Origin of the sequence: Streptomyces pratensis, from assembly GCF_016804005.1 — a bacterium.
In the GTDB taxonomy this organism is placed as follows: domain Bacteria; phylum Actinomycetota; class Actinomycetes; order Streptomycetales; family Streptomycetaceae; genus Streptomyces; species Streptomyces pratensis_A.
Genome location: NZ_CP051486.1, coordinates 3,463,686 through 3,479,669, shown reverse-complemented (window position 1 = coordinate 3,479,669; position 15,984 = coordinate 3,463,686). Strand labels below are relative to the sequence as shown.

Annotated in this window: 1 protein-coding gene (cut by a window edge); it reads right to left on the bottom strand. The window is 70.2% G+C overall.

Annotation, left to right across the window (positions count from 1 at the left end; genetic code table 11):
* Nucleotides 1-256: 256 nt before the first annotated feature.
* On the bottom strand, nucleotides 257-15,984 hold the 3' portion of the coding sequence (locus HED23_RS14585; protein ID WP_203187481.1) for a type I polyketide synthase. The gene runs 13,801 nt beyond the window's last position; 15,728 of the gene's 29,529 nt are visible here — the last part of the coding sequence; the start codon falls outside the window, past its right edge; it ends in the stop codon at nucleotides 257-259.

Here is a 15,984-nt window from a genome sequence, read left to right as displayed (position 1 = left end):
GCGGTGGGCCCGAACCGTCAAGGATCAGGGGACATCAGTGCTTGAGATCCGCCCTCTTGGCATCCGCTGCTTCTCAAGATCTCTGCCCCTTCAGGACTGTGGCCCTTGAAGGCTGTGGCCCTTGAGGACTGTGGCCCTTGAAGTCCTTGCATCCGAGGTCCGTGGCTCTCGGGTTCCGTGACCCCCGAGGGCCGCTGCCTCCGGTGCGCGTCCCCGGCGTGGCGACGGTTCGTCCGCCACGCCGGGGACGGGGCAGTCAGTTCGAGCGCCCCAGTTCGTTGTTGATGAAGTCGAATATCTCATCGTCGGAGGCGGATTCGAGCTTGTCGGTCACGTTCGCCGGGTCCGCCTCGGGAGTCGCGTCTTCGGACCACTTGGCCAGGAACGCCTGGAGACGCATGGCGACCTTCGCCCTGGTGAGGGTGTCGGGTTCGTTCGTCTCCGTTGCCGCCTCCAGCTTGTCCAACTCCGCCAGCAGGGAGGCCCCTGTGGTGTCCGAGCCGAACCGGAGCTCCGTGCGCAGGAAGCCGGCGGCGGCGACAGCGCTCGGATAATCGAAGGCCAGCCCTGCGGGCAGACGCAGGCCTGTGGCCCTCGTCAGCCTGTTGCGGAGTTCCACGGCCGTAAGCGAGTCGAAGCCGAGTTCGCGGAAGACCCGACCGGGGCCGACCTCCTCGATCCCTCCGTAGCCCAGAACGGCGGCGGCGTGAGTGCGCACCAGGCGTATCAGTTCCGCCTCCCTGTCCGCCTCGGACAGCCCCGCGAGGCGCTGGCGCAGCTCCTCGGCGGCATCCTTGTCGATGCCTTCGCCGGCAGCGTCACGGCCCAGCGCCTCCACCGCTTCCGGCAGGTCCGCCAGCAGCGCGCTCGGCCTCATGGCTGTGAACGACGGCACGAACCGCGCCCAGTCCACGTCGGCCACAGTGAGCAACGGATCGTTGTCGCCGGCCGCGCGCCGCAGGACGGTGAGCGCCAGCTCAGGCGCCATCGCGGGCAGCCCCCGCAGGCGGAGCCTTTCCTCCGCCGCCGCGGCCTCGGGGCCCGCGGTCGCCGTTTCGGCCCACGGCCCCCAGGCCACCGAGGTGGCGGCCAGGCCGCGCGCCCGGCGGTTCTGCGCCAGACCGTCCAGGTACGCGCCTGCGGCGGCGTACGCCCCTTGGCCGCCACCGCCCCAGACTCCGGCGATGGTGGAGAACAGGACGAACGCGTCCAGTTCCGTGTCGGCGAAGATCTCGTCGAGGTGGGCCGCGCCCACCACCTTCGCCGTCAGCCGTCCGTCGACGTCGTCCATACGGAGCGCGTCGAGCGGGGTGAGCTGGTTGCCGCCGACCGTGTGCAGCACGGCACGGACCGGGCTGCCCTCGTCGGTGAGCTCGAGGACCAGGGCCTCCAGGGCCTTGCGGTCGGCCACGTCGCAGTGCACGACGGTACCGCGCCCCTCGAGCGCTGCCAGGGCATCCGTTGCCGGTTCGGCGCCTTCCGGAACCATCAGCACAACCTTGTCGGCCTCGGTCCCGGCCAGCCAGCGCGCGGCGTGCGAGCCGAAAGGCGTCGAGGCGTCGGTGACCAGCACCGTGCCCCTGGGCGCCCACTCGGCCCCTGACGTGCCGGCCGGTACCCGCTCGAGGCGCGGGACGAACGCCCCGGAGGAGCGCACCGCGACCTGGTCCTCGGTGCCACTTCCCGTGAGCAGGGCGATCACCCGGCTCACGGCCCGCTCGTCCATCGACGGGGGTACGTCGATCAACCCGCCCCACCGATGCGGCTGTTCGAGACCGGCGACCCGGCCCAGACCCCACAGTCGCGACTGCTCGGGGTCAGGCGCGGCATCGGTACGGCTCACGCTCACCCCTGCTCGGGTGACACACCACAGGGGCGCCGGGACCTCGGCGACACCCAGGGCCTGCACGAGACTCAGGTTCGCCTCGGTCGGGTCGTGGGTCAGCGCCATCAGGGAGACGATGCCGGCGATCTCCCCGCGCCCGTTCGGCCTCTCGGCCAGCTTCTCGGCCAGTTCCTCGGCCGGCACCGAACGATGCCGCGCCCCACTGGCGACCGTCAGGAGTTCGACGTCCCCGCCGTGCTCCCGCAGACCGGTGACGACGGGATGGTTGTGGTGGTCCTCCGCCGCCACGACCAGCCAGACCCCGGACGCCGTCGCCCCACCGGATGCCGCGGCGGGCATCCAGGTGGTCCGGTAGCGCCAGGCGTCGACGGTGGACTGCTCACGGGACTGCCTACGCCACGAGGACAGCAGCGGCAGCACCGTGCTGAGTGGCTGATCGGCGGAGAACCCGGAGCCCTCCACCAGACCGGTCAGGTCCTCCTGGTCCACCGCCGCCCAGAACTGCTCGTCCAGGGCGGACGTCCCGGTGGCGACGACGCCACCGGCTTCCCGTTCAGCCGGCTGCGGCCAGTACTGCTGCCGCTGGAAGGCGTACGTCGGAAGCTCGACCCGCCGGGCGCCGGTACCGGCGAAGAACGCCGGCCAGTCGACGGTCGCTCCCCGTGCGTGCAGCCCGGCGAGCGAGGCGACCACGGTCGCCGGCTCGTCCCTGTCCTTGCGCAGGGCGGGGATGAACGCCGCCGCCTCGGTGACGCAGCCCTGGCCCATGGCGCTCAGCACCCCGTCGGGGCCCAGCTCCAGGAAGGTCGTGACTCCCAGGTCCTCCAGCCCTCGCATCCCTTCGAGGAAGCGGACGGCCTGCCGGACGTGCCGGACCCAGTATTCGGGGTCGCACAGTTCATCCGGTCCGACTGTCCGTCCGGTGACGTTGGAGACGATCCCGATCTCGGGCTGATGGAAGGTCAGGGATTCCGCGACCGTACGGAATTCGTCGAGCATGGCGTCCATGCGAGGCGAGTGGAACGCGTGGCTGACCCGCAGCCGCTTGGTCTTACGGCCTTCGGCCTCGAAGTGCCCAGCGAGCGCGAGGACGGCGTCCTCGTCACCGGAAACCACGGTCGCGGAAGGGCCGTTGAGCGCTGCGATGGACACGCCGTCCGTCAGCACCGGCAGGACCTCGTCCTCCGTCGCCTGGAGCGAGACCATCGCCCCACCCGCCGGCAACGCCTGCATCAGACGACCACGCGCCGCCACCAGCTTCGCCGCATCCTCCAGCGACAACACCCCAGCGACGTGCGCGGCCGACAGCTCGCCGATCGAATGACCCAGCAGGTAGTCCGGCTTCACGCCCCATGCAGAGACCAGGCGGAACAGCGCAACTTCGAGAGCGAACAGCCCGGCCTGGGTGAACTGCGTCTGATCCAGCAGTTCACCACCCTCGAACACCAGATCCCGGATCGGCTGGTCCAAGTGCCGGTCCAGCTCCGCACACACCGCATCGAAAGCATCGGCGAACACCGGATACGCCTCGTACAGCTCACGGCCCATACCCGACCGCTGCGCACCCTGACCCGAGAACAACACCGCGACTTGTCCGGAAACCTCTTCGTCCACGGTCACCTGCGGATCGGTGCCGCCCTCGGCCAGGGCCGTGACGCCACGCAACAGCGCGTCACGGTCCGTACCGCTGACCACCGCTCGGTGGGTGAACGCCGCTCGGCCGGTGGCGAGCGAGAAGGCCACGTCGAGCGCATCGAGTCCCGGACGTCGCAGGAGGTGCGACCGCAGGAGCCCGGCCTGATCCACCAGCGCCCGTTCCGTCCGGCCCGCCAGCACCCACGGCACAACCGGCGGGGCGACGGCGTCGGCCTCAGCCGGGGCAGGAGGTGCCTGTTCGATGATCGTGTGGGCGTTGGTGCCGCTGATCCCGAACGACGACACCCCCGCACGCCACGGCTCCTCCGTCTCCGGCCAGCCGACCGACTCCGTCAGCAGCTCGACTGCTCCCGCCGACCAGTCCACCTGTGAGGACGGGCTGTCGACGTGCAGGGTGCGCGGCAGCGTCCCGTGCCGCATCGCCATCACCATCTTGATGATCCCGGCCACGCCGGCCGCAGCCTGGGTGTGACCGATGTTCGACTTGATCGACCCGAGCAGCAGCGGCCTGCCGTCCACGCGCTCCTGTCCGTAGGTCGCCATGAGCGCCTGCGCCTCGATCGGGTCACCCAGCCGCGTGCCCGTACCGTGCGCCTCGACCACGTCGACCTGGGAGGCGGAAAGCCCCGCCGAGGCAAGTGCCTGCCGGATGACACGCTGCTGGGCCGGACCGTTCGGCGCCGTCATGCCGTTCGACGCCCCGTCCTGGTTGACCGCAGAACCTCGCACGACCGCCAGGACCTCGTGACCGTTTCGCCGCGCGTCCGACAGCCGCTCCACCAGCAGCATTCCGACACCTTCGCCCCAGCCCGTACCGTCCGCCGCGTCGGCGAACGCCTTGCACCGGCCGTCCTCGGCCAGACCGCGCTGACGGGAGAACTCGATGAACGCCCCGGGCGTCGACATCACCGTGACGCCACCGGCCAGGGCCAGTGAGCACTCCCCCGCCCGCAGCGCCTGAATCGCCAGGTGCAGCGCGACGAGCGACGACGAGCACGCCGTGTCCACCGTCACCGCCGGGCCCTCGAGCCCGAAGGTGTACGAGAGCCGGCCCGACACGGCACTGGCACCGTTGCCGGTCCCCATGTGGCCCTCGGCGTTCTGAGCCGACATGAACAGCAGCGCCGAGTAGTCCTGGCCGTTCGTACCGGTGAACACGCCGGTACGGCTTCCACGCAAGGAGGCCGGGTCGATTCCTGCCCGTTCGAACGCCTCCCACGACGTCTCGAGCAGCAGCCGCTGCTGCGGGTCCATCGCGGTGGCCTCGCGGGGAGAGATCCCGAAGAAGCCGGGGTCGAAGTCCCCGACGTCATGGAGGAATCCGCCCTCCGACACGTACGACGTACCGGGGTGGTCCGGGTCCGGGTCGTACAGCGAGTCCAGGTCCCAGCCTCGGTTGACCGGGAACGCGGACACCCCGTCGGCGCCTGCGGCAAGCAGCTCCCACAGTTCTTCCGGCGAGCGGACGCCCCCGGGGAACCGGCAGCTCATACCGACGATCACGATGGGATCGTCGTGGTCCGCCACTGCCACGGCCGCGAAGGCGTCGGACTGCTGGAGTTCGCCGCCGAACAGCTCGGTACGCAGATGGTCGGCAAGGACCGTCGGCGTCGGGTAGTCGAACACCATGGTGGCGGGGAGCGTCAGCCCGGTCTCCCGGGCAAGGGTGTTACGGAGCTCGACAGCGGTCAGCGAGTCGAAGCCCAGCTCACGGAACGTACTCGCCGCCGTGACCGACTCGGCACTCGGGTGCGCCAGCACGACCGCGGCCTGCTTGCGTACGAGCTCCAGCAGGGCCCTGGTCCTCTCCCCGCCCGTGGCCGCCGTCAGCCGGTCCCGCAGAGCTGACGTACCGTCACCGACCGCCGTCGACGCCGACTCCTCCAGCTTGCGTACTTCGGCGACCCCCGCCAACAGCCTGCTCGGGCGGAGCGCGGTGTACGCCGGGGCGAAACGCGCCCAGTCGACATCGGCCACCGCGATGAGGGAGTCGCCCTCGGACAGCGCCTGCTGCAGAGCCGCGACAGCTCGCTCCGGTGCCATGGCCGGCAGTCCGCGTCGGAGCAGGTGGGCCTCGGCCTCACCCTGCGCCATGCCGCCCTCGGCCCACGGCCCCCAGGCGACCGAGGTGGCGGCCCGACCGCGTGCGCGACGGCTGAGCGCCAGGGCGTCGAGGTGTGCGTTGGCCGCCGCATAGGCGGCCTGGCCTCCGCTGCCCCACACTCCCGCGATCGACGAGAAGAGGACGAAGGCGTCAAGCGGCCCCTCGTCGCCGTCGTCCGTGAACACCGCGTCCAGGTTCGTCGCCCCGGTGACCTTGGCGTGCAGTACGGCTTCCAGGCCGGAGGCGTCCAGTTCGGCAAGCGGATGCGACGCAGCCTCTCCGGCCGTGTGCAGCACTGCCCTTACCGGTGAGCCGGCGGCCCTGAGGCCGTCTGCCAGTTCGGTGAGTGCGGCACGGTCGGTGACGTCGCACGATGCGACGGTGACAGCCGCTCCGAGCGAGACCAGTTCCTCCCGCAGCTCCGCCGCACCCGGGGCGTCCATGCCCCGTCGGCTGGTGAGCACCAGCCGCTCGGCACCGTTGCGGGCTGCCCAGCGGGCCACGTGAGCCCCCAGTACTCCCGTTCCGCCGGTGACAAGTACGGTCCCGCGCGGCGACCATGCGGATCCCTGCCCGGTACCGGGTGCACGAATGAGGCGTCGTACATACACGCCCGACGCCCGGACCGCGATCTGGTCCTCGTCGTCGATGCCCGCGAGCGCCGCGCAGACACGTCCCACAGCACGCTCGTCCAGCACCTCGGGCAGGTCGATCAACCCGCCCCAGTGCTGGGGGTGTTCGAGTGCTGCCACCCGTCCCAGCCCCCAGACCTGCGCCTGAACGGGGCTGACGATCCCGTCCGACCTGCCCACCGACACCGCACCGCGGGTCAGGCACCACAGCGGTACCGTCCTGCCCGCGTCACCCAAGGCCTGGACGAGGGTCAGGGCCCTCAGGACCCCTGCGCCCACCACTCCGGAGGCCGGATCGACGTCCGCTGCCGGCAGGGCTACCACTCCGGCGAGACCGGGGTATCCGGCGAGTATTCCGGCCAGCTCGTCCCGGCCGACGGTATCGACGAGCGGAAGGTGGATGACGTCGGCGCCGTGTGCGCTGATCCCGTCGACGACGGGATGCGCCGCGCGGCCCGCTTCGGGCGTGAGCACCAGCCAGGTGCCAGTCAGCTCCGTACGCGGAACCGCGGAGACGGACTGCCAGGTGGCGCGGTAGCGCCAGGCATCGACCGTGGACAGGTTGCGGCTCTGCCGACGCCACGACGAAAGCGCGGGCAGCATCGCCTCGATCGGTTCCAGCTCGGCTGACCCCAGGGCCGCCCCGAGCGCTGCGGCATCTTCCTGTTCCACAGCGTCCCAGAACTTCGCGTCGAGGGACGAGGCATCCGGGGCTCCCTTGCCACCCATGAGGGGCGCCCCGCCCTCGGGCCAGAAGCGCTCGCGTTGGAAGGCGTACGTCGGCAGGTCGATGCGGCGGGCACCAGTGCCGGCGAAGTACGCCGCCCAGTCCACCGCCGCTCCCCGTACGTGGAGCTCGGCGAGCGCGGTCACCAGTGTCTGCGCCTCGTCGCGGTCCTTGCGGAGAACCGGGACGAACGCGGAGTCCTCGACGCAGTCCTGGCCCATCGCGGACAGCACACCGTCCGGACCCAGCTCCAGGAACACGGTCACACCCTGCTCCTGGAGCGCACGCATCCCGTCCACGAAGCGAACCGCCTGACGGACATGACGCACCCAGTACTCGGAAGTGCAGATCTCGTCCGCCGACACCACCTGACCGGTGACGTTCGAGACCATCCCGATCTCAGGCCGGTGGAAGGTCAGGGATTCCGCGACTGTCCGGAAGTCATCAAGCATCGCGTCCATACGGGGCGAGTGGAACGCATGGCTGACCCGCAGCCGCTTGGTCTTACGACCCTCCGCCTCGAAATGCGCGGCAATCGCCAGGACGGCATCCTCGTCACCGGAAACCACCGTGGCCGAGGGCCCGTTGAGCGCGGCGATGGACACGTGCTCGGTCAGCAGCGGCAGGACTTCCGCCTCCGTCGCCTGGAGCGAGACCATCGCCCCACCCGCCGGCAACGCCTGCATCAGACGACCACGCGCCGCCACCAGCTTCGCCGCATCCTCCAGCGACAACACCCCAGCGACGTGTGCAGCCGACAGCTCGCCGATCGAATGACCCAGCAGGTAATCCGGCTTCACACCCCACGCAGAAACCAGGCGGAACAACGCCACTTCGAGAGCGAACAGCCCAGCCTGCGTGAACTGCGTCTGATCCAGCAGCTCACCACCACCGAACACCACACCCCGGACCGGACGGTCCAAGTGCCGGTCCAGCTCCGCACACACCGCATCAAACGCATCCGCAAACACCGGATAGGACTCATAGAGCTCACGGCCCATACCCGACCGCTGCGCACCCTGACCCGAGAACAAAACCGCCGACCGGCCTGGCGAGACCGCACCCCTGACCGTCCGGTCACCGACGACCACCGCGCGGTGGTTCATGGCCGCACGCGTCGTCACCAACGAGAACCCGACATCCACCGGTTCTTGATCCGTGGCGAATTCGGAGAGCCGCGCCACCTGCGCCGACAGACCGGCCTCGGACTTCGCCGACACCACCCACGGCACCACCGGCAACGACACCGAAGGCTCGTGGCGCTCCTCGGCAGCCGGGGTGTGCTCGACGATCACATGGGCGTTGGTTCCGCTGATTCCGAACGACGACACACCCGCCCGGCGCGCTTCACCCGTCTCCGGCCAGGCCACCGACTCCGTCAGCAGCTCCACCGAACCCGCCGCCCAGTCCACCTGAGGCGTGGGCGCGTCGACGTGGAGGGTGCGCGGCAGCGTCCCGTGCCGCATCGCCATCACCATCTTGATGACCCCGGCCACACCGGCGGCTGCCTGGGTGTGACCGATGTTCGACTTGATCGACCCGAGCCACAGGGGCTGTCCTTCCGACCGCCCCTGCCCGTACGTCGCCAGCAGCGCCTGCGCCTCGATCGGGTCACCCAACGTCGTGCCCGTACCGTGCGCCTCCACCGCGTCCACCTGCGCCGGGGACAGTCCGGCATTGGCCAGCGCCTGGCGGATGACCCGCTGCTGCGAAGGACCGTTCGGCGCCGTGAGACCGTTCGACGCACCGTCCTGGTTCACCGCACTGCCCCGCACCACCGCCAGCACCTCGTGCCCGTTCCGCCGCGCATCCGACAGACGCTCCAGCAGCAGCATGCCCACGCCCTCGCCCCAGCCGGTGCCGTCGGCGCCCGCGGCGAACGACTTGCACCGGCCGTCGGCGGCCAGTCCACGCTGACGGCTGAACTCGATGAAGCTCCCCGGCGTGGCCATCACACTCGCGCCGCCGGCCAGTGCCATCGAGCACTCGCCCGACCGCAGGGCCTGCGCAGCGAGGTGCAGGGCCACCAGGGAGGACGAGCAAGCGGTGTCGACCGTTACGGCAGGTCCTTCGAGTCCGAGCGTGTAGGAGACACGGCCGGAGACGACGCTGCCGGAGGTGCCGGTGGCGAGGTACCCCTCGACGCCTTCCGGAACGGTGGCGAGCTGAGCCACGTAGTCGTGGTACATCAACCCTGCGAAGACGCCGGTGCTCGTACCGCGCAGCGACGCCGGATCGATGCCCGCGGACTCGATGGCCTCCCAGGAGCCTTCCAGCAGCAGCCGCTGCTGGGGGTCCATGGCCAGTGCCTCACGCGGCGAGATCCCGAAGAAGCCCGGGTCGAACTCCGCCGCATCGTGCAGGAATCCGCCTTCACGGGTGAAGGAGGTGCCGGGGTTGTCCGGGTCCGGGTCGTAGAGCCCTTCCACGTCCCAGTTCCGGTCCGTGGGCAGGCCGGTGATTCCCTCGTTGCCACCGGCCACCAGCTCCCACAGCTTGCCGGGCGACTCCGCGCCTCCCGGGAACCGGCAGCTCATGCCCACGATGACGACCGGGTCGTCACCGGAGCCGGCGCCGTTGCCGGTCAGGGCGGGACGGCTGGTGGCGGCTTCCTCCTGCACGCCGGCGATCTCGGTCCGTACGTAGTCGGCCATCGCGAGCGGCGTCGGGTAGTCGAACACGAGCGTGGCCGGCAGGCGCAGCCCTGTGGCCGCGCTCATGCGGTTACGGAGTTCGACTGCGGTGAGGGAGTCGAAGCCCAGCTCGGTGAACGCCCGCTCAGGCTGTACCGCCTCGCCGGAGTCGTGCCCGAGCACGGCAGCCGCCTGGGCCCTCACCAGATCCTGCACCAGCTGGTGCTGCTCCGCCACGGGGAGGGCGAGGAGGGTGCGCCCGAAGGATGCGGAGCGATCGGTACCGACATCGGCCTGCCGCCGGTTCGGCACCCGGACCAGCCCCCGCAGCATCAGCGGAGTCATCTCCGGACGTACCCGCAAGGCAGCCATGTCGACCCGGATCGGCACAAGCACGGCCTCGTCGGCCAAGCCGCCGGCCAGGTCGAAGAGCTCGAGCCCCTGCTCCGAGGACAACGGCGTCAGACCACCCCGGGCCATACGCCGAAGATCACCGCTGTCCAGCTGCCCAGTCATCGCGCTCGCCTGGGCCCACAGCCCCCATGCCAGCGACTGCCCCGCGAGGCCTTCCGCCCGCCGGACCTCGGCCAAGGCGTCCAGGAACGCGTTTGCCGCAGCGTAGTTCGCCTGACCGGCACCACCGAACACACCGGCGGCGGAGGAGAACAGCGTGAACATCGACAGATCCATGTCACGCGTCAGTTCATGAAGGTTCCAGGCTGCGTCGACCTTCGGCCGCATCACCGCTGCCAGCCGCTCCGGCGTCAGCGAGGACACCACGCCGTCGTCCAGCACACCGGCGGTGTGCACCACGCCGATGAGCGGGTTCTCGGCCCCTAGGCCGGCCAGGACCTGGGCCAGCGCATCGCGATCCGCGACGTCACAGGCCGCGAAGCGTGCTTCTGCCCCCGATTCGGCCAGTTCGGCCCGGAGCTCAGCCGTCCCTGGAGCGTCCGCACCTCGACGGCTCAGCAGGAGCAGGTGCCGTACGCCGTGCTCGGCGGCCAGGTGACGTGCCACCACCCCGCCCAGCACACCGCTGGCGCCCGTCACCAGCACGGTGCCGGACGGTTCGGCGAATGCGGGCTGCTCGGCGAATGCGGCCTGCGGCTCGGCAGGCAAGGCCACCCGTGCCAGCCTCGGAACGAACACCTCTCCCGCGCGCACGGCAGCCTGCGGCTCACCCGAAGCCACCACAGCCTGCAGAACCGGCTCCTGCGTCTCGTCGGCGTCCACCAGGACGAACCGCCCAGGGTTCTCCGACTCGGCCGTCCGCACCAGACCCCACACGGCAGCCTGTACGGGATCGGGCGAGTCACAGAACACGGCGCCCTGGGTCACCACCACCAGCCGCGCATCGGCGAACCGCTCGTCCGCCAGCCACCCCTGCACCAACTCCATGGCCTGCCGCGCGATTTCATGTGTACGAGACACCACGTCCCCGGAGCCGGAACCCGCGAACGACACCGCCACCACATCCGGAACCTCGTCCACGGAGGCGAGATCCTCGTACCGCTCCGTGCCGGGGAGGAATTCCGCTCCCCCGACAACGGCCCAGGTGCCCTCCGTGTTCTGAGTGCTGACCGGCTTCGCGGACCATTCCACGCGGAACAACGAGTCGGCGTGGGCGTGGCCGCTTCCGCGCAGTTGCTCCGGTGAGATCGGGCGAAGCGCGATCGATTCCACCGAGGCCACGTGCGATCCGGCTCCGTCGGCCAGCAGCAGCGACGCTCCCGACTTCTCGCGGCGGACGCGAACCCGCAGGAGCTGCGCTCCCACTGCGGAAAGGGACACTCCGGTCCAGGCGAACGGCAGGCCTACCACTCCCGCCGTCCCGTCCGTGTCGGTGTCGGTGGCGGTTTCGGTTGCGAGGCCCATCGCGTGCAGGGCCGCGTCCAGAAGGGCTGGGTGCAGCCCGAAGCCGTCGACCTCGGCGTCGTCCGGCAGGGCGACTTCCGCGTATACGTCGTCTCCCTGTCGCCATGCGGCCCGCAGCCCCTGGAACAGGGGACCGTACTCGTACCCCGCATCGGCGAGCGATGCATAGAGCGTGTCCACCGCGACAGCTTGCGCTCCCGCGGGTGGCCACTCACTCAGCCCGTCCGTAGCCGATGCGCCGGCCGCGAGTGTGCCGCTGGCGTGCCGCGTCCAGGCTTCGTCCGAGGCATCGGCGGGACGGGAGTACACCGTGATCGCATGCCGGCCCGTCAGGTCCGCTGCGGCCACTGCGACCTGGATGACGATCGCGTCCTGACCGGCGATGACAAGGGGCGCCTCGATCGTGAGCTCTTCCACGAGGTCGCAGGCGACCTGATCGGCGGCTTGCAGAGCGAGTTCGACGAAGGCTGTGCCCGGCAGCAGGACCGAACCCCATACAGCGTGGTCGGCGAGCCAGGGGTGAGTCTCGACCGAGACCCTGCCCGTCATCACCACACCGTCGGTGCCGGCCAAGCCCATCGCACTGGACAGCATGGCGTGGTCGAGGGATTTCAGTCCGGCCGAGGACACGTCCACGGCGCCGTTCCCGGCAGACGGGTTCAGCCAGTAGCGCTGATGCTGGAAGGCATAGGTCGGCAGGTCGACGTGCTGAGCTCCCGAGCCGGCGAACAGGGCCTTCCAGTCGAGGGCGACCCCGTGCACATGTGCTTCGGCGAGGGAGGTGGTGAAGCGGCGGGCTTCGTCCTCGTCACGGCGCAGCGTCCCGAGCGCCACCGCGTCGCTGCCGGCGGCCTCGAACGTCTCCTCCAGGCCGACGGCCAGCACCGGGTGCGGGCTGACCTCGACGAACACACTGTGCCCGGCATCCAGCAGAACCCGGGTCGTGTCCTCCAGGAGAACCGTCCGGCGCAGATTGGTGTACCAGTACTCGGCGTCCATACCCGCCGTGTCCAGGAGTTCCCCGGTCACCGTCGAGTACAACGGCACCTGCGAGGAACGCGGGGACAGATCCGCCAGCACCTCCAGCAGCCGGCCGTGGATACGCTCCACATGCGCACTGTGCGACGCGTAGTCCACATCGATGCGCTTGCAGCGCACACCGTCGGCCTTGCATGCCTCCCGCAATTCGTCCAGCGCGTCAGCGTCGCCGGAGACGACCACCGAGGACGGGCCGTTCACCGCCGCGACGGAGAGACGCCCCTCCCACCGGGCAAGCCGCTCGCCCACCTGACCGGCCGGCTCCGCGACGGACATCATGCCGCCCGGACCCGACAGCTCCAGGATCGCCCGGCTGCGCAACGCCACGACCCGCGCGCCGTCCTCCAGGGACAGCCCACCAGCCACACACGCCGCAGCGATCTCACCCTGGGAATGACCCATCACGGCCGCAGGCACCACGCCAGCCGCCCGCCACACCTCGGCCAAGGACACCATCACCGCCCACAGCACCGGCTGCACCACATCAACCCGGTCCAACCCAGGCGCACCCGGCTCCCCACGCAACACACCCAGCAACGACCAGTCCGTGTGCACGGACAACGCCGCCGCACACTCCCGGATCCGCTCCGCGAACACATCCGAGGACTCCAGCAGACCCGCAGCCATACCCGCCCACTGCGAACCCTGACCAGGGAACACAAACACCGGACGCGTCACATCCGCTGCGGCACCCCGCACCACACCCGGCCCGGGGCGCTCCCCTGCCAACGCACTCAGTCCAGCCCGGAGCTCGTCCGAGTCCGCGGCGACGATCACCGCACGGTGCTCGAACCGCGACCGGCCCGTCGCCAGCGACAGGCCGATCCCGCCAGGCGTGACCCCTGCGCCGGCTGCCATCATCCCGCTCAGGCGCGCGGCCTGGTCCCGCAGCGCACCCTCCGACTTCCCGGAGAGCACGAACGGCAGCACTGCCCCGCCCAGCGGTGAGACCTCGTCCGCCTGCGTCGCGACGCCGGCGTCAACGGGCGCCTGCTCGAGGATGACGTGTGCGTTGGTGCCGCTGATACCGAACGACGAGACAGCCGCCCGACGCACGTCGCCGGTCTCCGGCCAGGCCACCGATTCGGTCAGGAGTTCAACTGACCCTGCCGACCAGTCCACCTGGGACGACGGTTCGTCCACGTGCAGCGTCTGCGGCAGCACACCGTGCCGCATGGCCTGCACCATCTTGATGATCCCGGCCACACCCGCGGCAGCCTGGGTGTGCCCGATGTTCGACTTGATCGACCCGAGCCACAACGGACGCTCCTCCGCCCGCTCCTGCCCGTACGTCGCCAGCAACGCCTGCGCCTCGATCGGGTCACCCAGCTTCGTACCCGTACCGTGCGCCTCCACCGCATCCACCTGCGAAGCCGACAGACCCGCGTTCGCCAACGCCTGACGAATCACCCGCTGCTGCGAAGGACCGTTCGGCGCCGTCAGACCGTTCGACGCACCGTCCTGATTCACCGCACTGCCCCGCACCACAGCCAGCACCTCGTGGCCGTTACGCCGCGCATCCGACAGACGCTCCACCAGGAGCATCCCCACACCCTCGGACCACCCCGTACCGTCCGCCGCATCAGCGAACGCCTTGCACCGGCCATCCGCCGCCAGACCACGCTGCCGGGAGAACTCCACGAACGTCCCAGGCGTCGCCATCACCGTCACACCGCCGGCCAGCGCCATCGAACACTCACCCGACCGCAACGCCTGAATCGCCCAGTGCAACGCCACCAACGACGACGAACACGCCGTATCCACCGTCACCGCCGGACCCTCAAGACCCAACGTGTACGACACCCGGCCCGACGCCACACTGCCCGAGTTGCCTGTTCCCAGGAAGGCGCCGACGTCTTGGGGCACAGCGCCCAGGCGGGCGGCGTAGTCGTGGTACATCAGGCCCGCGAACACGCCCGTACGGGTGCCGCGCAGTGAGTCGGGGTCGATACCGGCCCGCTCGATGGCTTCCCAGGAGGTTTCCAGGAGCAGCCGCTGCTGCGGATCCATCGCCAGCGCCTCACGCGGCGAGATCCCGAAGAAGCCGGGGTCGAACTGGCCTGCGTCGTAAAGGAATCCACCTTCGATGGTCCTCGACTTGCCCTCCCGGCCGGCATCGGATTCGTACATGCCGTCCAGGCTCCAACCGCGGTCGGTCGGGAATCCGGAGATCCCTTCCCCTGCCATGGAGACGAGGCGCCACAGGTCCTCCGGAGCGGTGACCCCGCCCGGGTAGCGGCAGCTCATGCCGACGATCGCGATGGGTTCGTCGTCCGCGAAGCCCGCCACTCCCTTGATCGCTGCCGCTTCGGGTTCAGTCCCCCGTGCCTCGTCCAACAGGAATTCGGCGAGCACGGCAGGAGTGGGGTAGTCGAAGACCAGGGTCGCGGGCAGCCGCAGCCCGGTCGCCGCGTTGAGCCGGTTTCGGAGCTCGACGGCTGTCAGGGAGTCGAAGCCCAGTTCCTTGAAAGCATGCCTGGACTTGATCGACTCGCTCGACGCGTACCCAAGGACCGCCGCGACCTGGGTGCGCACCAAGCCGTCGACGAGACGAGTCCGCTCTTCCTCCGCCAGCCCCTTCAGCCGTGCGGCGAAGCCCGACTCGGACTCACCGGACTTCGCGGTGCGGCGGCCGGGCACGCGTACGAGTGCCCGGAATAGAGGCGGCACGCCTTCGGCCGCAGCCCGCTTGCGCCACACAGGGAGATCGAGCCGTACCGGAACCACGGCTGCGCGGTCGAGTCCCGCAGCGGCGTCGAGCAGTGCCAGGCCCTCGTCCACCGACAGCGGCGGCACACCGGAGCGGGCCATGCGCTGGGTGTCGGCGTCGTCGAGGCGCCCGAGCATCCCACTTTCCGCCCAGGGCCCCCAGGCCAGCGACTGCCCCGCCAGCCCTTCCGCCCGCCGGACCTCGGCCAAAGCGTCCAGGAACGCGTTCGCCGCCGCGTAGTTCGCCTGACCTGCACCACCGAACACACCGGCAGCGGAGGAGAACAGCGTGAACATCGACAGATCCATGCCACGCGTCAGCTCATGCAGATGCCACGCCGCATCGACCTTCGGCCGCAACACCGCAGCCAGCCGCTCCGGCGTCAGCGAGGACACGACACCGTCGTCCAGCACACCGGCCGTGTGCACCACGCCGATGAGCGGGTTCTCGGCCCCTAGGCCGGCCAGAACCTGGGCCAGCGCATCGCGATCCGCGACGTCACACGCGACGAAACGAGCCCGCGCTCCCAACTCCTCCAGCTCCGCAACCAAGTCGGCCGCCCCCGGAGCATCCGCACCCCGACGACTCACCAGCAACAGATCCCGGACACCACGCTCCACCACCAGATGACGCGCCACCAGACCACCCAGCGCACCACTGGCACCCGTCACCAGCACCGTGCCCGCACCGACCACCGGAGCACCGCCACCCGTACCGGCCGACACCCGCACCAGCCTCGGTACGAACGCCGCACCTCCAC